The organism is Pseudoalteromonas sp. SCSIO_11900 (assembly GCF_000576475.1).
Taxonomy (GTDB): Bacteria; Pseudomonadota; Gammaproteobacteria; order Enterobacterales; family Alteromonadaceae; genus Pseudoalteromonas; species Pseudoalteromonas tetraodonis.
The window spans coordinates 1,686,382-1,708,232 of record NZ_KK070023.1 but is presented as its reverse complement, the minus strand read 5'-3'; the positions used below and the strand labels follow the sequence as shown (position 1 = coordinate 1,708,232).

Genomic DNA, 21,851 nt, shown 5'->3' with positions numbered 1-21,851 from the left:
GATTATAAGAACTCCTCACCACCGCCACCACCAAGCATAATTTCACCTGAATCAGAAAGGCGACGTGCTGTTGATAAAATTTCTTTTTGCGCCGCTTCTACTTCACTAATGCGCACAGGAGCCATAGCTTCTAAATCATCAGCGAGCATTTCAGCGGCACGTTTTGACATGTTACCCAAAATTTTCTCTTTAAGGGCATCGTCGGTCCCTTTAATGGCTTTCATTAATACATCTTGCGGCACTTCACGCAGGATTGCTTGAATGCCTCTGTTGTCTACATCCATTAAGTTTTCGAAGACAAACATTAAGTCTTGAATTTGTTGCGACATTTCTTCGTCATGCTCACGGATAGAATCCATTAACTGCCCTTCAACATTGGTATCGAGGTAGTTCATAATATCTGCAGCCGCTTTTAAGCCCCCCATCTTCGCAGCTTGTGCGCCTGCTTGACCAGCAAATTGTTTTTCCATAATTTCGTTTAATTCTTGTAAAGCTGCTGGTTGTACTTCTTCTAAATTGGCAATACGCATGGTTAAATCTAGGCGCACTTTTTCAGTAAATTGCGCTAAAATTTCAGCTGATTGTTCAGGCTCTAAATAAGAAAGCACAATTGTTTGAATTTGCGGATGCTCATTACGAATAATGTTAGCTACCTGCTTTGAGTCCATCCATTTCAATGAATCAAGACCTTTAGCGCCTGAGCCCATAACAATTTGGTCTATTAAGCTGGCGGCTTTATCTTCACCTAATGCAGCAGTAAGTGCTTTTTTGATAAAATCTTCAGACTGAAAACCTATCGTACTAAAGCTCTGAATTTGTTCAATAAATAAATTATGAACTGCGCTAATTTTAGCTTGCGACAAATCATCGATTGCCGCCATAGCCATACCTACCTTTTGCACTTGTTTTGGCTCTAAGTGCTTTAGGATTTGCGCTGCATCTTCTTCAGATAAGCTCAGCAATAATATCGCCGCTTTATCTACACCATCGAGCTTATCAACATCAAACGCCGCTGGTAGTTGTTTTTGTTCTTGATCAGTCATCTTCTGTTAACCACGCTTTCACTACTTGTGATGATAGTTCTGGTTCATTGGCTACAAGCGCACGAACCGCTTTGAGTAAGTCTTCGTCGCCATGTAGGTCTGGTAAGCGTAGTGTACCATCGCTAGAGAAGCCAACAGAAGCAGAATCAAAGTCATTATTTAGCATATCTAATGTGCTGTCACCAAGGTCAACACCTGAACTAAGAGAGTCTTCATCGTATTCTTCAAGTGTATTATCTGGGTAAATTAAGCGTTTAAGCATAGGTTTAACAACAGCTAATATCAGTACAATAATAACCAGCGCACCTAACACTAAGCGCAACATTTTCATAAACCAGTCTTGTTCCCATAAAGGCAATTCAAAATCAAGCGCTGAGTCTTCACGAACAAATGGTACGGTTACTACTTCAAGAGCATCACCCCGTTGCATATCAAAGCCTACGCCACCTTGTAACAAGCGACGAATATTTGACAAAGCTTCTACCGAGCGTGGCGTCATAGTTGTTTCACCATTTTCACCCACCGTAGGCAGGTAATCAACCGCTACAGACACACTGATTCTGCGGATCACACCGGTTTGCTGACGCTTATGTGAAATAGTGGTATCGAGTTCATAGTTACGAGTGGCTTCTTTGTGAGTTCTACTCGGTGAGGTTGCAGTGCCTGCACCGCCCGCCATCGCATCTTCAGGAATAGTTGAGTTAACTGGTGGCTGATTAGTCAGCGCGCCTGGAATACCAACCGCTAGGCCACCAATATTATTTTCTTCAAAGGTTGTTTCACTTCTTACCGCAGGTAAGTCAGGGTTGTAACGTTTTTGTGTTTCTTCTACCGCACTAAAGTCCATACTTAAATCTACTTGTGCGGTGTAATTACCTAATCCAACCACGGGGATCAAAATACTGTCGATTTTTTCGAGGTATTCTTGCTCACGTTTACGTTCAATATCGTATTCTTTACGTGAGCGTGCAGCTAAAGAGGTTTGCGAGCCTGAATTTAATAAACGACCATTTTGATCGGTCACAGTAACGCGCGAAGGCTCAAGCCCTTGTACTGCTGAAGCTATCATATCAACAACCGAGTCAACTTCTTCGCCATCTAGAGAGCGACCGCGTTTAAGAGTAAGTACAACAGTCGCAGAGGGTTTTTTCTCTCTACGGGCAAATACATTTTCTTTGGGAATCGCTAACAATACTTTGGCGCGAGTAACATTATTTAGCTCTTCTATAGTACGGGCAAGTTGTTGCTCACGGCCATGTTTAAGGCGCTCACGTTCTAAACGTTGGCTTACCCCAAACCCCATGTCTTGCATAATAATGTCGCTACCTGATGTAGGCCCTTGATCTAAACCTTCACGGGTCATCAATAACTTGATATTTTGATATTCAGTTTCATCCACCGAGACCACATTGCCATCAAGTTGGTAGTCAATTTTTTGTGCATCTAAAAAGTCGAGTGTTTCTATTAACTCTTCAGTTTGCATTTTACCTAAAGGGCGCATATCTGGCTGACGAGCCCAAATAATAACGAAAATAGCAATGGCTAAACAAATAGCTAATGCAACAATCAGGGTAATTTGACGTAAAACATCAACACCGCCAAGGGAACTAAAATAGCCTGATTTTTGCTCTTGTTGATCTTCGTTTTCACTTTGCTCCATCATGCCATCAGCAAGTGCCAGATCTGTAGATTGATTAGATTGCGCCACAATAATTCTCCACTACCTAGTTAAACAGGCATATTCATAATTTCTTTATAAGATTCAACAAGCTTATTACGAACCTGTACCGTAGCTTCAAATGCCACAGAAGACTTTTGCGAAGCAATCATAGCCTCAGCAAGTGATACGCTTCTGTCGCCATTCTCTACCGCTTTTACTTTTTGCCCTGTGTCTTGCTGAAGTTCATGCACTGTATTAAGGGCATTACTCAACATGTCACCAAACTGTGCTGTAGAGGTTGATTGCACTTGCGTTGGCAAGTTATTAACTTGATTACTACGTGTGGCCTCTGCAGCCATTGATTGCATTTCTTGAAATAAAGCACTGTTTTGAATTTTCATAATTGTCTCTGATAATGCAGTAAACTCTTAAAGAGAATAAAGCACAAAACATGCCAAAAATTAAAACCAATTAAAACAACGCTTTAAGTAAAATAATTAAGCAGTCAGAGTTTTGACAGCCCTAAATTCAAGTGATTGAACTTAGGGCTTATGGGGGTTATGCTGGGAGGGAAATGCCTAAATCACGCATTTGTGCTAATTTGTAGCGTAAAGTACGCGGACTTATACCTAAGGTTTCGGCTACTTCTTTACGCTTTCCTTGACAGCGTGCCAAGGTTTCTAAAATTATGCGATGTTCTTTATCTTTAAGCTCATCTTTGTAACTGCCGGTATCGACGGCTAACAAATCATTTTTTTGCTCATCTACAGGCGCTGCTTTTTCATCATAATAAGCGTTACTGAGACTACTTTTTACAGGCTCAATGTCAGCTTTAGTTTCTGCCACAAAATGCGTTGGGGCTAGATTTTCGATAAAAATAGCATGTTCATCAATACTATTTCCACTGCGTAAAATTAATGCGCGTTGAATAACGTTATCTAGTTCGCGTACGTTACCGGGCCAGCTATGGCTAAGCAGTTTTTGCTCTGCACTGCTATCTAAATACGCCATTGGCTCTTTGCTTTTACTTAAGTGACGTTCAATCAAATGTTTAGCCAGCACAATAATGTCCCCTGGGCGCTCACACAGTGGTCGCCATAGCAATGGGAAAACATTGAGTCGATAGTATAAATCTTCGCGGAACTGGTTATCAGCAACCGCTTCTTTTAACTCTCGGTTACTTGTGGCAAGTACACGTACATCTAGTGCAATGGTTTTACGACCACCTAAACGCTCAACTTCACGCTCTTGCAATACCCGCAGTAATTTGGCTTGTAAGCCTAAATCCATCTCGGTAATTTCATCAAGTAAAATAGTACCGCCCTGTGCTTGTTCAAACTTACCAGGACAAGCTTGTATAGCACCGGTAAACGCGCCTTTCTCATAACCAAATAAAGTGGCTTCGAGCATATTTTCAGGAATAGCAGCACAGTTAATCGCAACAAACGGTTCATTACAGCGTTTTGATTTGTCATGAATATAACGCGCCAGTACTTCTTTACCAGAGCCACTTGGCCCAAGCACCATCACACTGGCATCTGATCGAGCAACTTTATTAGCAAGTTCGAGTAATTGAATACTACTAGGGTCGGCGACAATCGGCCCGTCTGTTTCTTTTTCTTTTTCTGGTAAGTAACGACTCACCATATTCAATAGCACTTCTGGTGCAAATGGCTTAGCCATATAATCAATCGCGCCTAAACGCATAGCCTCTACAGCATCATCAATAGTGGCATAGGCCGTCATCATTAGTACGGGTAAATCAGGGTAATTTAATTTAATACTACGTAATAAATCTAGGCCGCTCATTGCGCCCATTTGTACATCACTGACCACCAATGAAAATACTTCTTTTTTTAGTAGCAACATGGCTTGCTCAGCACTATTGGCGGCCATACAGGCTATACCTGACATTTCAAGCGTATCAATTAATGCTTCACGAAGTCCGGCGTCATCTTCTACAACTAAAATAGTGTTACTCATTGTGACTCCCCTAATTTAGATGTGACACTAATAGGTAGCAACATACTAAAAATTGCTCCCCCTTGTGGGTTGTTGTTTGCTTCAACACGTCCCTGATGTGCACTGGCCACTGAACTTACAACGGCAAGTCCTAAACCAGTACCTTGGCTTTTAGTGGTATAAAAGGGTTCAAATATTTTTTCACTTTGTGCTAAATCAAGCCCAGGGCCGTTATCACTAACACTAATGCGGACATAATCAGGGTCTTGCGTATCACGCAAAGCACTAAGATGTACTTGTGCACCACTGCCAATGACTTGAATACTATTATGAATTAGGTTTTGAATTGCGCTTGCCAATGCTGTTTTGTTACCCATAATTTCAATATCGGGTTCAGGTAAGCTCACATTTAATTCGCTATCATTGAGCGCTACCATAGCATCGGCACCGGCTTTAACTTCACTGAGTAGCTGTTGCATCGACACTTGCTCAACCACTTGCTGAACACCACTTTTAGCAAATAACAGCATGTCGTTTACTTGGGTTTCTAAATCTTTTAAACGTGACATTAATTTAGTATGAAAACTGCCGCGAGACGCTTCGGGTAAGCGTTTTGAGCCTAAATTTGCGGCATACAACATAGCCGCTGATAACGGTGTGCGTACTTGATGAGCTAAAGACGCCACCATTTTACCTAAGGCACTTAAACGCTGCATATGCGCGACTCGCTTTTGTAAGCGTCGAGTTTCGGTTAAATCGGTCATTAATATAAGTTGCCCAGGCTCTGGCGCAAGTGCAGTAATATCGAGCTTTATTAAGCGTCCATCTTTTAACGACACTTCATGACCATCATCTTGATGAGGACGAAATGAGCGCTGAATAACGCTAAACCACTTCTCACCTTCTAATGGCTCGCCGAGCATATCGATAGCTATTTGGTTTGCCTTAGCGATCATTCCTTTACCATCGAGTACAATCACGCCCGCAGGCATGGTATCAACTAGATGAGAGAGCCAACTTGCTTGTTGACGCAAATCACTCAACTCACCAACATACTCCTCTTGCAGTAAACATGGGTTATACTGATTAGCAGAAATAAACTGAGGTTTTAGCACACTTGCAAGGGCCATAATCAACTCTCTAAAATAATGTAGATACACTGGCTAATGCACAATATGTACCAAAATTATTTCCTTATAATATCAACAATTTAAACAATTAAAATACGTGCCGTAAAAATGACGCGCTAAGGAATAAGTATGAAAGAAGAAGCTCAGTATCGCTGTCCATGGTTAGATACTTCAAAACCAGACTACGTGGATTACCATGACCATGAATGGGGCGTACCTGTGTATGACGATCACCTACTTTTTGAGTGTTTAACCTTAGAATCGGCACAAGCAGGGTTAAGTTGGTACACCATATTAAAAAAGCGCGCTAATTATAAAAACGCCTTTGCAAACTTTGATGTAAATAAAGTAGCGGCCTTTACTGAGCAGGACCTAGAAACATTAATGCAAAATGAGGGAATTATTCGCAACCGCTTAAAAATAGCCGCAGCAATTAATAATGCAAAGTGCTTCATTGCTATTCAAAAAGAGTTTGGCAGCTTTAGTGATTACCAGTGGCGGTTTGTTGGCAATAAACCTCAGGTAAACGATTTAGAGACGCTTGCGGATTACCCTGCAGTTACTGAAGCATCAACGTTATTTGCAAAAGATTTAAAAAAGCGCGGTTTTAAGTTTTTAGGCCCAACCACAGTGTATGCCTACATGCAGGCGTGCGGTATGGTTAACGATCATAGTAATGATTGTTTTAGGAAGGAAGAAGTTAAAAAACTCGGCTAGGAGCGGGTTTCGGGTTACGAGACGCGAGGTTAACCCGCTGACAAGTATAGCGCTGAGTTTGCATTAAACGCGGTGTTTAGTTTTTCTAACCTTACACCTGGTACCTAATATCGGCACTTACTCTTAATCCCTAGACAAATTATATTTTTTCATTTTTTCGACCAGAGTGGTTCGTCTTACACCTAACACTTCAGCAGCACGGGCGACAACGTAATCAAAGCGCTCTAATGCCTGTGTGATTAAGTTAATTTCAAGCTCAGCTAAGTACTCTTTAAGCTCAATACCTTCATCGGGCAATAAACCAGGTGCGGCCTGAACAAAATCATCTTCGAGATCTATTTCATCTTCGCTAAATCCGCCACTAAAAATATCATTAAAGGCATCACGCTCCATCAGCTCTTCTGGGTACTGTGGCTCATAGGCTTCAACTTCAATGTAGCGGTATTTATTGGGTAAATCAGGAACATCCACCACCTTATCTGGAAACATAATAACCATGCGTTCAACAAGGTTCGCCAGCTCACGAATATTACCCGGCCAAGCATGTTCTTTTAAACTATCAATAGCACGCTCTGTAAACTTAGCCGTAACCCCGCTTTGTTCATTTACACGGCGCATAAGCTCTTTGAGTAGTAATGGTATGTCTTCTGCGCGTTGAGCAAGAGATGGGCTCTCAATAGGAAAAACATTTAAGCGATAGTATAAATCTTCTCTAAATGAGCCTTTTTCTATCATGCTTTCAAGGTCACGGTGGGTTGCAGCAATCACACGCACATCAGCTTGGATCGCTTTGGTACCACCAACGCGCTCATAGCTACGCTCTTGGAGCACTCGCAGTAACTTAACCTGCATTTGCAGTGGCATATCCCCTATTTCATCTAAAAATAGCGTGCCACCTTGCGCTAACTCAAAACGGCCTTTTCGTGCTGAAATAGCCCCAGTAAACGCGCCTTTTTCATGACCAAATAGTTCACTTTCTAGTAGCTCTGCAGGAATTGCCCCACAGTTTACTGGTACAAATGGGCCTTTATTACGCTTAGAAAGCAAATGTACGTTACGGGCGACTACTTCTTTACCTGTGCCCGACTCACCTAAAATAAGTACGTTAGCATCGGTTTTAGCAACCTGCGTAATTAAAAAGCGTAAATCCTTCACGGCTTTGGTTTCACCTACAAGGCCATCAAAGGTACTTTTTTCTTTATTGTGTTGATGCTCATGAGGGAGCATACGCTGATATTGCTGACAATCATGTAGTAACTGGGTAGTAACTTCATGAGTAAATGGCTCACAAATTAGTCCAACAACATTAGCCAAACTCAACAAAGGTTTAAGCGTTTCACCTATCAGTAAAAAAGGAAATGTTGGGTATCGTTTAATTAAACTTTCGTGATCTAAAGACTGCAAAGCACCTAACACCACAATACATTCTTTGTTTTGATAGTGGCTACATGCCTGTTCAAAGTCAGCTTCAGTTTGCAATTGTACCGCTTCACCAATAAAAGTAAGCGATGCGTATAATCCAATAGAGCGATTGTTATTATTATCTAAAATTAAGATCATCTTTAGCGAGCCATTTATTTCACTAATTTGTTTTATTAATCAAATTGTAAGCCAGTTGGATTTGGATGCAAGTAATAGCGGCGATTTTTTGACATTAACGCCAAAAAACAGACACTTTAATTAAAGCAACAATACTTAAGGATTAACCATTAAGTATTAAGGTTGTAAAGGCCCCCTACATTCACATAATAAGTTAATCGCAAAGCTTAATACTTAAATTAGAGATGTAAAGTCACTTTATAATAAAAATATTCACTAATATTTACTTAAGTTGCTGTCTTAAATGCCGATAAGTAAGGATATATAAATGCTTGGCATTATAATTGCTGGCATTGTATTAATATTTTTAGTTATCAAAATTTAGGATCTTCTCATGGCACATGCATCAATTAAAAAATACGGTCAAGTTCGTGCAAGCAGTATTAGCGAAATGACACCTTACGAACAAATAAACCTAATTTTTAGTAACATTATCGGGCGCTTAGCTGCAACCAAAGGGTTTATTGAACGCAAAGAAATCGAAAAAAAAGGCGAAAACATTTCAGCCTGTATTTTACTTTTTGGCGCATTACAAGACACACTTAATTTTGACATTGAGCAAGGCTCAGAAATTTCAGACAACTTATTAGCGCTATACGACTATTGCCAGCGTACACTAACTAAAGCTAACTTAAATAACGATACAGCAGCAATTATGGAAGTTTCTAGCATAGTGAAAGAAATAAAAGAAGGGTGGGATAATATTCCTGCTAGCGAACGCTCTCCTGCAGTTTAATTTATAATGCCTTTAATAACTGACCAACAGCCAGCAGAGCAAATTAAACAATTGCTCTGCGAGCTTGAAACACTGGTAAATAACAACGATGCTGACGCGGCAGCTTTACAGCTTGAAGCGTTAAATACGTGTTTAAAAAGCTGGTGCGAAAGCAATGAGCAGCCAAGTAGTGACGAACTTATAGCAACACAAGCGCATATTAATGCTATTTTAACTCAAGCTAATATCCATAAAGACGACTCGTTTAAAGCCTTGTTAAAGCATAAAAAATCAGACAAAGCGATCAGCGCTTACAAAAGCACTTAAAAAAACAGTTAGCATAATAAAAAGTAAATTAAACGAGGGTGTTGCCCATTGCTCTTCTCTAAAGCGCAGCGCCCTCTTAACCTCTTTGTGAGTAAATCACTTAAAGCCTTTTTGCACTGTTTTAATCTGTTTAACGCAAAAAGTGCGGTATTGTTGTGATTAAATAAAGCCGCACTTATAAAACTAAAAACTGCCTTTTCGCAAGCTCAGTATTTGCCTTAGCCTAAAGCCTAACCCTTAACTACTTAGACTTTCTAACCACGCCTGGCATATTATCTAACTGAGATTGAAGATAATTACTGGTTGAATTTAAGCCTGCTACTAATAAATCCATGCTGTTGTACTGCGCATAAAGGCGCGACTCTAACGACTGCATTTTACGTGCAAACGATACTCGTTCGTCATCAATCCCGCGAAGCTGGCCTTCTTTACTGTCTATGCGGTTTTGAATTAAGCCATCAGACTTAGTATAAAAGTTCATTAGTTCATCAAACGACTGGGCAAAACCGCCTTCGTCTTTATTTTCGTCAATAAAAAACTGCTGTACTAAATCAACATCATTTTTTACTTGCTCGTCTAAGCGCTCGCTATCTAAGCTTAATTTACCATAGCGGTCGGCTTCAACACCCAACTGCGATAGCGATAAAGAGTTACCATCGCCTAAGTCAACACTGTTGGTAATTTCTTGCCTAAGTTTAGACATCACCCCGCGCAGCAGTGAATCACCCGCCATTACGCCAGCGCCATCTTCGCCAGATTTACCCAAGTTTTTACTTAGCTCTAACAGCTCGTTATAACTTTCGATAAACCCATTTAAGCCAGCTTTTATATTATTGTTATTTTCTTTAACGGTTAACTTACTTAGGTCGTCGTCAACATCGTGTGCTTTTTTAGCGGTAATAGTCACGCCATCAATCACGTTTTTAAATTCGTTAGTGCTGCTAGTTACTGTTACTGTGCCGTCAATAGTTATTGACGCATCAACAGCGGCAACTACTTCGCTCACATTTTTTATTCCTGCGGGTGCAGGGTCAAACGCTAAACGCGAAAGGCCTAAGGTATCGGTGTTGTTAGCATCGTCATCAGCCACTGCTATTTTAATTTGGTTTTCAAGCCCACTGGTTTGAGCCGAAAACACTAAGCGCTGGCCAGTATCATCGGTAATTATGGTGGCGTTTATGCTTTTGTTATCTTTACTGTTGTTTATTGCATCGCGCACTTCGCTTAGCGTTGCAGTGTCTGATACTGCAATATCAAAGCTATTATCGCCCGAGCTTAACGTCATGGTGCCAGCACCAACAGGGTTGGTGGCATCAAATGCACTCGACATTATTTTATGCTCAGTGGCTAAATTATTTACTTTTACCGAGTAACCACCTGGTTGAGCGTCTTTATCTGAGCTAAGCGATATAAAATCATCATTACCTGATGTCGTACGTTTTTGATAGTTATCGGCGTCGCCTAATGCACTCATCGACTCTTGTACTTTTTCAAGTGCAGCTTTAAGCGCACCCACAGCGGAAATATCGGTAGTTAAGTTAGCTTCTTTTTTATTTAAACGTGATTCAAAAGGCGCCTTTTCGGCATTAACCAATGCACCCACAATTTCAGATACTTGTAAGCCTGAACCTAACCCTGTAAACGAAATAGCCATGTTTATACCCCTTTACACTATTAAATAAAAAACAAAAAACTTAAAAAACGCAGCTGCTATTTAGTTATATACTTATATAGCTATATCGTTTGGTCAATTAATAAACCCGCAGTTTCAGACAACTTAGACACCAAACTTAACACTTCTTCCGAAGGGTATTGTTTAATAACATCGCCAGTTGCCTTATCGAGCACTTTAATTACATCGCGGCCCGAATCTTCATCAACCTGAAATTGCAAGCTACGGTTCATCTCCCCCATAAAATCTTGCAATTGTTGCGCCATTTTTTCAAGCTGCTCACGCTCTAACGGTTGTTGCTGCGTAGCAGTGTCGGCATTACTTTGATATTGCTGTGCTTGTGAAGCACTTTTTTTAACATCGTCAATGGCACTAGCCGTTAGTACCGTAGCTGTTTGCCCTACTTTACTTTCGCTAGCTTGCCCTGCGTTACTTGCCGTTACTAAAGCTTCTGCGCCTGAGGTAATTGTATTCATAACGCCTCCTAAATAGTTTTAAACATTGTACACTATTTATCAATTAGCTTAATTTAGTAAGTTAAACGACAAAAGGAGATGAACAAAGCCATCTCCTTTTTAAAATTACTAATACTGACTTTTGATATTAGTTAGCTGTTAATAAGCTAATGCCAAATGAACTATTAACCTAGCAAGCTAAGTGCTGCTTGTGGTAACTGGTTCGCTTGCGACAAGATTGACGTACCTGCTTGTTGCAATATTTGGTTCTTCGTCATTTGCGCTGTTTCTGTTGCAAAGTCGGTATCTTGAATACGGCTACGTGATGCTGATACATTTTCTTGAATATTTGCAAGGTTACTGATTGTATGACCAAATCGATTTTGAATCGCACCTAAGCTAGCACGTTGGGAATCTATTTGAGCTAATGCACCATCAATTATGTCCAAGGCATCTTGTGCCCCTTTTGATGTACCCAAATCTACCTTTGATACGGCAACACTTTTAGATGTTTGAGCCGTTGTAGGCTCTATGCTTGCATCACCACTAGTTAGTGCAAATGACTGTGTAGAGTTTAATTTAATTGAACCAGCAATCGTTACATCAGCCTGTCCTGTTAAGGCTGTAGTAGTATTTAGAGTCTTACCATCGTGTTCAACGCCCTGTATAGTTGCTGTAGTCCCCATCCCAGTTAAATGCATATCCTTTCCGCTTTCATCTGTTAATACTAGACCTAAAGTATCATCAATAGTAGCTGTAACTCCATGTGCTCCTGATTTTTCATTAATAGCCTCTGCAACTGAGGCGTAATCGGTTACACTTGAAGTTGTTGCAGATATTGTTGAGCCATTTAGTGAAAAAGACATTGCACCTGCAGCTGAAAATGTTTTAACTGACGCAACGGTACGAGCGTCTGCAGAAACTCCTGTTTTTGCTGTTTTAGCATTTATGCTTTTCTCGAGCTTACTTGCTTCCATGTTAGCTGTTGTTGCAATAGAGGTTACCTTACCATCCTTACCTGTTATTGAAATATTACTTGCTGCAACACCATTATTAGCGGCATCAGCAACTGCGGCACCTAGTTTTGTTCCACCTAACGTTAATGAATTAGTCCCAATATCAGAGGCTGCAATACTATTTAAACTCATTGAGATACTTTCATTAGCATTAGCGCCAACTTGGAAGTTTTTAGTGCCAAAACTACCGTCTAGTAATTTTTGAGATCCAAATGATGTTGTATCTGAAATTCGCGTTAATTCAGTTTGCAAAGCACTTACTTCTTTTTGCAGCGCTTCTCGATCTGAATCTGAGTTTGAACCATTTGCAGATTGCAGTGCAAGTTCACGCATACGCTGCAAAATGTTTGTTGACTCATTCATTGCACCTTCTGCGGTTTGCGCCATAGAAATACCATCGTTCGCATTACGTTGCGCTACTGCTAAACCATTTACTTGTGAGGTTAAACGATTTGAAATTTGTAGCCCTGCCGCATCATCTTTTGCGCTGTTAATACGCATACCTGAAGCTAAACGCTCCATTGATGTTGCTAAGCCTTGGCTTGATTTATTCAAATTACGCTGAGCGTTTAATGAAGATACATTTGTATTTACTGATAAAGCCATGATAAAACTCCTGATTACTTTCGTAATATTGCTGTTTTGATTTAACCAAGAACTGTCACAATTGTATGTTCAAGCTCTGTACTAGTTAAGTTAACGGCAGATGAGAATTTATCTTTAGGTTTTTTTTTAAAAAAATGGATTTTATTTGAAAGTTTTAACTTAACAAACTGATTTTAATTATTTTTTATTTTAAAACTATTTTGTTTTTTCGCTTAAGTCGCATTACCCCTCATTTACTTCTCATTTTTCTCTTTGTACATTTTGTACATTTTGTACATTTTGTACATATAGGTTTTAAGTGAATTAGTTACAAAGAGGCTAAAAGGCGTTGTGCGCTTCGCCGAAAAATAAGAACTTTGCGATACAAGTGCACCAAGTGGATTGCCACCTACCTATATTATTGTTACACAATAAAAAGCGCAAACTGTGCGCTTTTCATATATAAAGCTATAACTTTAATTAACCACCTAACAAGCTGACAGCCGCTTGTGGTATTTGATTTGCTTGCGATAAAATTGACGTACCCGCTTGTTGTAAAATTTGGTTTTTCGTCATGTGCGCAGTTTCTGTAGCAAAGTCAGTATCTTGAATTCGGCTACGTGATGCAGAGACATTCTCCTGTATATTAGCTAAATTACTAATTGTATGAGCAAAACGATTTTGAATTGCACCGAGACTAGCTCTTTGTGAATCTATCTGCGAAAGAGCACCATCTATAATATCTAAAGCATCTTGAGCGCCTTGAGTAGTCCCTAAGTTAATACTGCCAACATTTACGCTAGCTGAAACTTGAGATCCAGTTGGCTCTAGTGCGGCATTAGCGCTAGTTACAGCAAATGACTCTGTAGAATTTAATCGAATAGAACCTGCAACGGTCGCAGAAGTCGCACTTGCTAAAACTGTAGTGCTTGCTGTTTTTCCATCATGCTCAACCGCCCTAATTGACGCGGTCGCACCTACCATAGATCCAATCACAATATCTTTACCACTTTCATCAGTCAGTACCAAACCTAATGTTTCATCGACAGTTGCTGTAACACCATGCGCACCGGATTTCTCATTAACAGCCTCAGCAATCGAAATATAGTCTGTGGTGCTTGATGTAGTTGCTGAAATAGCTGATCCATTCAATGTAAAAGATGTTGCTCCAGCTGCACTTAAACTGTCTATAGAGACTACAGTTCTTGCATCTGCAGTAACGCCTGTTTCAGTTGTTTTAGAATTAATTAAAGTAGCAAGAGTATCTGCACCATCACCAGCTGTCGTATTAAAAACTTTAGCTTGGCCGTCTTTACCAGTAATACTTAAAGCTGTTGTCGGTGTTGTTGTTGGAACCCCATTACCACTAGTACCTGTTACAGCAGCCCCTAACCCTGTACCAGCAATAGTCAATTGGTTAGTCCCAATATCTGCAGATGCTATACTGCTTAAACTCATTGAGATTGTTTCATTGGCATTAGCACCAACTTGAAAGCTTTTTGTTCCAAACGAACCATCTAATAGTTTCTGAGATCCAAATGAAGTTGTATTAGAGATGCGTGTCAACTCCGTTTGTAACGCACTAACTTCTTTTTGTAACGCTTCTCTATCTGAATCTGAATTAGAACCATTGGCTGACTGCAACGCTAACTCTCGCATGCGCTGTAAAATATCCGTGGATGCTTGCATCGCACCTTCTGCGGTTTGCGCCATTGAAATACCATCGTTAGCATTACGCTGAGCAACGGCTAAGCCATTTATTTGCGATGTAAGGCGGTTTGAAATTTGTAGGCCCGCCGCATCATCTTTAGCGCTGTTAATACGCATCCCCGATGCTAGGCGCTCCATTGAGGTGGCTAAGCCTTCACCTGATTTTGCTAAGTTACGTTGTGCGTTTAATGACGACACATTAGTATTTACTGTTAATGCCATTTTACCATCTCCTAGATTTAAACAGAGTGTGGTTCAAAACATCTTGCAGGAACCACCAATCAGATGACTATTACAAAGCAGGTTTTATGCCAACTATAAAACAAATTTCAATGCGTTGTTTTATATACATAAAGAAATGGAAAAACGTTATATTTTAAAAGTAAAACCACGTTTTATAGTGGCAGATTAATAAATAGTGACAGTTTTTTGCCGCCTAGGTTAGAAGGGTTACTGAAGGTTGTGAGTTACTTTTAAAGCGGCGCTCTCCTTATGAATAAGTCACTTAAAACTTTTTGCACAAAGAGAAAACAATGAGAGTAAATAACCTCAGATTTGCATAAGAATTAAAGCCGAGTCACTTTTATACTCGGCTTTTTAGTCTGAAAAGTATAGGCTATTAATCCAGCCATTAAATTAACCATAAATGAGATGCAGCTGCGGTGCCTTGTGTGGTCTATTTGAGCCATATTTTTCAGCTGGTCGAAAACTGTTTCGATGATGAAACGCTTTGATAACATCGCTCTATCCCAAGATGATATTGGCTGACGTTTCATATTACTTCTTTGACCTGTAATAAAATCAATACCTTGCTCAGCAAGTTCCGCTTTTAAGTTTGCAGATACATAACCTCTATCAGCGTATAAACTACCTGCAACATTATCGACCATATCTAATACCGGCTGTCTATCATCAACATTCCCAGCTGTCACTTTTACAGCTAATAAACCCCCTTCATCATTCATGATGAGGTGAAGTTTAAAACCATAAAACCAGCCCATTGTTCCTTTGCCTCGTTTGGCTTCTCCTGCAAAAACTTGGTGGCGAGGAATACGCATGTTGTGACACACCTTGAGAGAAGTGGAATCGATAAATGCAATGCCTGTTGGTTTATCAAAGCGCTGCTTCAGATAGCTACACAGAGCAGGTAACGTGGCCTGAAGTAACTTCAACATACGTGTATAACTGACTAAATCAGGGAAATAATGTCGCCAATACTGACAAACAAATTTGGTGTAGTAAGTTTTAAAATCGCGATAACCTGATTGATGAAAAGCAATTAATATAGTCATCACTTCGCTAGAGGATAGTCGAGATGGCTTAATGCGTTGCTTTTCACCTGATTCTATTAGGTGTTTAAGCCATTGAGGTTCAAACAATAAACAAAAATCATCGACATCTACGTAAATTGCATCTAAGTTATTCATGCCCTTGCCTCGGTAATCTTATGTTTCTTGGTCGAAAGATCTGATCACCGCAAGGGCATTTAGTTCCATTTCTTATGTGCAGCTCAGGTTAAATAAGAAAGTGCCAAATAGTTAAAAACCAAAAAGCGCGGTATAAAACCGCGCCTCCATCAACAAAAACGCCTAGCTTGGCTTGTTTTTGCCTAAAACCTGATACCTAAAACCTGCTCTTAACCATTAAATATAATCAAATAACGAGAGTTTGGCTAAGCGGCCAAAGGTGGCTTGCGAGGCTTGCAGTGCGGTTTCTTGTTGAGTGAGATCGCTAATGGCTTTTGCCATATCTACTTCAAGCAGGCTTGAACGATTACTTTGGTTTTGAATGTCTAGCGCAGAGTTAGAGTCGGTTACTCTTTCTAGCACATTCATCCGCCCACCTAAACTCGCTTGGGTAAACACAACTTGTTCGCTGGCGTTTTGCAGCTGCGTTACGCCATCGTTAAGTACTTGCTGAAAATCATCCCCCTCAAGCGTGCCATTATTTAAACCTGTAATTAAACCTTGTAGCGTATTAAGTACGTTTTCTTTGTGGGGTTTTTCTAGGCTAAAATCGAGCTGCTGCCCAGGTGCTGCGCCGGTTAGCTGAATTTTCATTCCGGCAAACTCAATTGGCTCGTCGGTTACATTTCCGCTAACTGGTGGTATTTGCGCTACTCCATCACGTAAAATTTCATACTGATCCGGATCGCCAGGGTTAGCACCCGCAGTAACCACTACATTAAAAGTATTTGCTGTGGCTGACACTAAAGGGTCTGGATCAGGGTTATATTGCTCTTTATGAAACTGATCGAAAACACCTTGTTTATCTACATAAACAGAACCCGTAAGCGTACTTGATGCATCGCCTGTGTTAGATGCTACATCGAGGCGTGCATTGGTTTTTTCAAAGGTGTCGTAGCCGTTGTCGCTAGATTTAATCGACACACCTTCGGCAATAGTAATTTTATGCTGGCCTTGATCGCCTTGGTAATTGTACTTGCCGCTAGCGGCATCAAACTGATACGGTTGCGTACTGTCTTGGTAGCCTGAAAAAATAAACTTACCGTCTTCTGAGCGTGTATTCATTAAATTAACGAGTGTTTTTTGTATTTCGGTTAGCTCCGACGCTAACGACTTTAAATCGTCTTTACTGTACGCGCCATTACCTGCTTTTAAGGCAATATCTTTAGCTGCTTGAACACTTTCGTTAATACCTTGCAGTACGCTTTCTTCGATTTTGAGTCGGCCATTGAGCTGATTAATATTTTTTGTATATTGCTCATTACTTTGTATTTTATTGGTATACAGCATAGCTTGCGATATATCGGCAGGCGCTTCTGAAGTAGATAAATATTTTTGTTCAGTATTTACTCGCTCTTGTGCGTTTGCTACGCCATTTTGATTTTGTAGTATTTTATTAATGTTATTTTGATACATTAAGTTATTTGATAAACGCATAATTACCTCGCGGCACTAAGTAAAGTGTCAAAAATAGAACGTGCAGCAGAAAGCACCTGAGCTGAAGCTGCGTAAGATTGTTGAAAGCGCAGCAAATTAGCTGCTTCTTCGTCAAGGTTTACCCCAGATAACGACTCGTACCATGCCTCTGACTGCTGTGCGAGTGCGTCGAATGCTGCGCCGTTTGTTTTAGCTTGGCCTGTTACCACGCCAATGTCGGTTACTAATCCGGCATACGCTTGGTTAAACGTTTTATGGTTATCGGCATCTGAGCTTGAAACAACATTTTGACGCACAAAGTCACCGTTTTGTAACTCAGCTAATTTTAAACCGTTGCGGTTATCGTCAAAGCCGCCTTTGTTAAACTCTAACGTAAAGCTATCGCCTGTGGCTGGCGAGCCTTCAATATCAAAGTCAAAACCATAATCGTTATAAGGAGCACCAAGGCCAGCCAAAACATTTTTGCCTGGTGGTGCAATAGTAATTGGCACATTAGCGCCGTTTCCATCGCTAATTAAGTAATCATTTGTACCCGCTGCTTTAACAATGGTTATATCTCCATTAGCGAGTGCAGGAGGAGTGGTAGTTGTAAAGCCACCAGCGGTAACACTACTCACACTGCCAGCAGAAATAGCGCCGCTACCGGTGTTATTTATGTCATCGGCGGTGCGTATTGGCGATGCTAACGCTAGGTCTTCACCGCGCCCAGTTGTTAACGATATATTTGCTGCGGCTTCTGAATTGAGCTTAATTTGAAATTTATCGCCTGGATTACCTGCACCAGCCATAGTTAACTGCAAACCAAATAAATCAACACCTGGGTTATTTGCCGAGTTAATTTCACCGCCTACAAATGTTGCTGTTGTAGCGGCGCCTAATAGCTCGCCTTTATTATCTACTGGCTGAATACTTACTTCGTTAGGGTTACCCGTATAAGTGATCACAAAGTCACTCGCTGGCAGTTCACTGCCTTTACCAGCCTCAACGGTTGCTGAGATATTAGCTGTTCCGCTATTGGCTTGATAAACAAAAGCACTGACCGTTGGGATATCAAAAATATCCCCTCCAAGCTCACCGTTTGCATCCATACCTAAACGGTTTTGCTGATTAAACGAATCAGCAAGCGCAATGCCCATTTGGCCTATTTGATTTTGCGCAGGTACTAAAATATCGTCTCTGAAGGCAAGTAAACCACCTATTTTGCCTTTTAATTTACTGGCATCAACTTCAAGCGGCACAGCTTTGCCGCCATTTACATCTAAGCGCAGTTCTTTAAAGTTTGGATCCGGGTCGCCGCGCATCGAAAACAAGTTAAACGAGCCGTTTTGCATTACAACGGCTTCACCGCTGCCCATAAACACTTGTTTTTCACCATTGGGGCCATCGAGTGTTTCTATATCAATCAGCTCAGATAAATCGCGAATTGCTTTATCACGCTCATTGTAAGCTGAGCTCGCATCGGCTTCATTCCTGGTACCATGAACACCCGCAATTTCTTGATTCAGCGAACTAATACTTTCAATAAGCGTATTAGCCTCTTCAGAAAAGATTTCTAATTGCTCATTAACAACCGCTTTTTGCTCAGAAACAATACCTGCAAGTCGGTCCATTTGATCAACTAAATTTTGTGCATCACTCATCACTAATGAACGAGCAACTGTTGAGGAAGGTTGATTAAGCGCTTCTTGCACGTTATTAAACATTGAGTTGATACTAGTTGATAGGCTATTTGATTTTTCTGAAAAAATTTGATCAACCCGACTCGCTTCACTAACGAATTGATCAAAAAAACTTTTATTTGAAGTATCTCGATTTAATTGCTTTTGCGCAAACTCATTCAATAACCGGTACGTTTGACCACGGCCCACCTGATTATCAATCATGGTGGTAAATTCGGTGCGCTCACGTACATACCCTTCGGTATTAACATTTGAGATGTTTTTACTTGTCGTTTGCAATAACTCAGAGTTTGCTCTTATTCCTGAATTTGCAATATTTAATAAATTAAACGACATGTTACTCTACTCCTTGGCGGATCACGCTTGTGGCGATATTCTTCAATTCGTTACTGTTTAACACCCTTTTTATTTTGTCAGCATAATTAGGGTCGGTTGCATAACCGGCTTGCTGTAAAGAGTCTAAGAACTTATGCGGCTTTGCCGTATTGTTTAATGCATCTTGATAGCGCGGGTTTTGTGTTAAAAAATCTACAAAATCATTCACGCTATCTTTTATCGAATCATACGCTCTAAAGCTTGCTTGCTTTTTAACTGCAGCACCTTGCTCAAACTCTAAAGTGACCTTACTGGCCTTTTCACCCTGCCAACTTTTATCTGACTTAATATTGAATAAGTTGTTTGAGCTATTACCATCACCTTTACTAATAATATGTTTACCCCAACCAGTTTCTAATGCCGCTTGCGCGACCATAACCGCCGGATTTAAACCAATTTTTTTAGCCGCTGTTTTTGCGTGTTCCCACACGGTGCTTACAAATTCCTCAGCATTTTCAAATGTCTTAGGCGCTGTGTTTTGTTCGCTTTTTTCAGTTGAATCAACAAGCGGTACTTTTGCAGTGACCTTTTGATTTTCTTGATGAGGTAAGGTGCTACCCGCACGTTGATCACTAAAGAAATCAGACGTTGTGCGAAGTACAGAGCCTGGCATAAAGTTTTTTCCATCTGGCGATAGTTGCTGCACAATTAAATCTGCAAGTCCCAAAGAGCCATTTGATGAAAGCTCTGAGGCCATTTGTTGGTCGTGCATTTCTTCAAAAAATTTCACGCCGCTAGCATTAAACGGGCTTTCTTTATCTTCAAAAGCCTCATTAGCTTTACGCATACTTTTAAGCAGCATTTGGGTAAAAATAGCTTCAAATTGTGCCGCTGCTTTTTTTAACGCCGCTTTAGATGCATCGGTTGATGCATCACCGCTGTTTAAAGCATCTCGACGCAAAGAGTCTAAGTTGCCTAAATCAAAAAAGTTTTGCTTATCTAGATGATTTGTTTCCATCAGCTTTTTGACACAATAATTAATAATTCTTAGTTAAATGCAATAATTGAGCCAAGTGAAGTGAAAGGTTCTAGGTTCTAGGTTCTAGGTTCTAGGTTCTAGGCAGAAATTAAACTAAGTGAGAGACGCGAGGTAAACTCGCTGCTACTTATTGTGTAGGTTTATATTGCTGAGGTAACAGCGGCTTTATGCCGCGTCTTTTTTTAGGTTAACTGTTAAAGACCCTAAATAGGGTCTTATAAAACTAAATTACAACAAGCTGACCATTTATGGCGCCGGCTTCTTTAAGTGCTTCAAGAATCGCCATTAAATCACCAGGAGCAGCGCCAACTTCATTAATTGCGCGAACTAAATCATCAAGACTCACACCAGGATCAAATACAAAAGCGCGTGAATCATCTTGATTAACATCAATAATACTTTGCTGTGTAACAACGGTTTCGCCTTCTGCTAACGGGTTTGGCTGCGCCACATTTTGTTGCTCAGCAATCGTGACTGTTAAACCACCATGGGTAATTGCCGCAGGTTGTAATTTTACATTTTTGCCTATAACGATGGTGCCGGTACGCGAATTAACAATTATTTTTGCCGAAGTATCCGCAGGCTTAAATTCTAAGTTTTCAAGGGTCGATAAATACGATACGCGCTGCGAGGCATCTCGTGGCGCAACAACCCGAATAGAGGCGGCATCGAGTGCTTGTGCGCTATTTGGGCCGATTAAATCATTAATGGTTTTCTCTAAACGTTTTGCGGTTGTAAAGTCCGGACGGTTTAAATTAAAGGTAATATAGTCGTTTTGCATAAATGGGCTTTTAACGGCACGTTCAACCGTGGCACCGTTTGGCACACGCCCTACGGTTGGCGTATTAATCACGACTCGGCTACCATCTAGGCCTTCAGCACCTAAGCCACCAACAATTAAGCTCCCTTGTGCAATAGCGTATACATTGCCATCAACCCCTTTTAAAAATGTTTGTAATAACGTACCGCCACGTAAGCTTCCCGCACTACCAATTGATGACACAGTAATGTCTATAGTTTGCCCTGGCTTTCTAAATGGGGGGAGTTCAGCATGAACCGCGACTGCTGCAACATTTTTAATTTTTGGCTTTAAACTCGCAGGTAGTGTAATACCAAAACTATTAAGCATGCCTTTAAAACTTTGCTCGGTAAAACGGCTTTGCTCTCCGGTACCCGGTAAACCAACAACCAATCCATAGCCCACTAATTGGTTTGAGCGCACCCCTTCGACCATAGACACATCTTTAATTCGCTCAGCACTGGCAGTAAATTGCCAGCCTAGTAGCACCATAAAACAAAAAACTTTAAAACCATTCATGTTGAA

18 protein-coding genes are annotated in these 21,851 nt (G+C 40.6%); 3 read left to right on the top strand and 15 right to left on the bottom strand.

Features of this window, described 5'->3' with window-relative positions; all coding sequences use genetic code 11:
- Positions 1-2: 2 nt before the first annotated feature.
- From fliG to BG00_RS07880, 5 genes are all read right to left on the bottom strand, one after another.
- Positions 3-1,043 carry a flagellar motor switch protein FliG gene (gene fliG, locus BG00_RS07900; protein WP_036981734.1) on the bottom strand — a complete coding sequence of 347 codons (1,041 nt, stop codon included), beginning with the start codon at positions 1,041-1,043 and terminating at the stop codon, positions 3-5.
- Entirely contained in the window at positions 1,036-2,751 is a 1,716-nt protein-coding gene (fliF, locus tag BG00_RS07895; protein WP_036981730.1) for a flagellar basal-body MS-ring/collar protein FliF, read from the bottom strand. Before fliF ends, fliG begins: the two co-directional genes overlap by 8 nt.
- Positions 2,752-2,771: 20 nt before the next feature.
- Positions 2,772-3,104 (bottom strand): flagellar hook-basal body complex protein FliE, encoded by a 333-nt coding sequence (gene fliE / locus BG00_RS07890; RefSeq protein ID WP_016899229.1) that lies wholly within the window; start codon positions 3,102-3,104, stop codon positions 2,772-2,774.
- Between the two features lie 157 nt (positions 3,105-3,261).
- Complete coding sequence (locus BG00_RS07885; protein ID WP_036981728.1) at positions 3,262-4,686, bottom strand: sigma-54-dependent transcriptional regulator; 1,425 nt, start codon at positions 4,684-4,686, stop codon at positions 3,262-3,264.
- Entirely contained in the window at positions 4,683-5,795 is a 1,113-nt protein-coding gene (locus BG00_RS07880; RefSeq protein ID WP_036981726.1) for a sensor histidine kinase, read from the bottom strand. Before BG00_RS07880 ends, BG00_RS07885 begins: the two co-directional genes overlap by 4 nt.
- A gap of 129 nt (positions 5,796-5,924) precedes the next feature.
- Here BG00_RS07880 and BG00_RS07875 point away from each other — a divergent pair, with 129 nt between their 5' ends.
- Positions 5,925-6,512, top strand: coding sequence for a DNA-3-methyladenine glycosylase I (locus BG00_RS07875; protein ID WP_036981725.1), 588 nt, complete (start codon positions 5,925-5,927; stop codon positions 6,510-6,512).
- Positions 6,513-6,635: 123 nt separating this feature from the next.
- On the opposite strand, the gene BG00_RS07870 is transcribed toward BG00_RS07875, so the two are convergent.
- Positions 6,636-8,072, bottom strand: a complete 1,437-nt coding sequence (locus tag BG00_RS07870; protein WP_036981723.1) for a sigma-54 dependent transcriptional regulator — start codon at positions 8,070-8,072, stop codon at positions 6,636-6,638.
- A 373-nt stretch (positions 8,073-8,445) separates the two neighbouring features.
- Between BG00_RS07870 and fliS the strand changes: the two genes are divergently transcribed.
- Positions 8,446-8,847, top strand: coding sequence for a flagellar export chaperone FliS (fliS, locus tag BG00_RS07865; RefSeq protein WP_036981720.1), 402 nt, complete (start codon positions 8,446-8,448; stop codon positions 8,845-8,847).
- Between the two features lie 6 nt (positions 8,848-8,853).
- On the top strand, positions 8,854-9,153 hold the full coding sequence (locus tag BG00_RS07860; protein WP_036981719.1) for a hypothetical protein: 300 nt from the start codon (positions 8,854-8,856) through the stop codon (positions 9,151-9,153).
- Between the two features lie 241 nt (positions 9,154-9,394).
- Here BG00_RS07860 and fliD read toward each other — a convergent pair whose 3' ends face one another.
- The 9 genes from fliD to BG00_RS07815 form a co-directional block, all read right to left on the bottom strand.
- A complete protein-coding gene (gene fliD, locus BG00_RS07855) occupies positions 9,395-10,807 on the bottom strand; it encodes a flagellar filament capping protein FliD (RefSeq protein WP_036981717.1) in 1,413 nt (470 codons plus the stop codon).
- A gap of 80 nt (positions 10,808-10,887) precedes the next feature.
- On the bottom strand, positions 10,888-11,301 hold the full coding sequence (locus tag BG00_RS07850; RefSeq protein WP_036981715.1) for a flagellar protein FlaG: 414 nt from the start codon (positions 11,299-11,301) through the stop codon (positions 10,888-10,890).
- Between the two features lie 164 nt (positions 11,302-11,465).
- A complete protein-coding gene (locus BG00_RS18410; protein ID WP_036981712.1) occupies positions 11,466-12,902 on the bottom strand; it encodes a flagellin in 1,437 nt (478 codons plus the stop codon).
- 459 nt (positions 12,903-13,361) lie between these two features.
- Positions 13,362-14,813, bottom strand: a complete 1,452-nt coding sequence (locus BG00_RS07840; RefSeq protein WP_036981710.1) for a flagellin — start codon at positions 14,811-14,813, stop codon at positions 13,362-13,364.
- A 344-nt stretch (positions 14,814-15,157) separates the two neighbouring features.
- Positions 15,158-16,018 carry an IS982 family transposase gene (locus tag BG00_RS07835; RefSeq protein WP_036981709.1) on the bottom strand — a complete coding sequence of 287 codons (861 nt, stop codon included), beginning with the start codon at positions 16,016-16,018 and terminating at the stop codon, positions 15,158-15,160.
- Between the two features lie 216 nt (positions 16,019-16,234).
- On the bottom strand, positions 16,235-17,494 hold the full coding sequence (gene flgL / locus BG00_RS07830) for a flagellar hook-associated protein FlgL (RefSeq protein ID WP_036981707.1): 1,260 nt from the start codon (positions 17,492-17,494) through the stop codon (positions 16,235-16,237).
- A gap of 2 nt (positions 17,495-17,496) precedes the next feature.
- Positions 17,497-19,509 carry a flagellar hook-associated protein FlgK gene (gene flgK, locus BG00_RS07825; RefSeq protein ID WP_036981706.1) on the bottom strand — a complete coding sequence of 671 codons (2,013 nt, stop codon included), beginning with the start codon at positions 19,507-19,509 and terminating at the stop codon, positions 17,497-17,499.
- A 1-nt stretch (position 19,510) separates the two neighbouring features.
- On the bottom strand, positions 19,511-20,506 hold the full coding sequence (gene flgJ, locus BG00_RS07820) for a flagellar assembly peptidoglycan hydrolase FlgJ (RefSeq protein ID WP_036981705.1): 996 nt from the start codon (positions 20,504-20,506) through the stop codon (positions 19,511-19,513).
- Positions 20,507-20,750: 244 nt separating this feature from the next.
- Entirely contained in the window at positions 20,751-21,845 is a 1,095-nt protein-coding gene (locus tag BG00_RS07815; RefSeq protein WP_028833974.1) for a flagellar basal body P-ring protein FlgI, read from the bottom strand.
- Between the last annotated feature and the right edge of the window lie 6 nt (positions 21,846-21,851).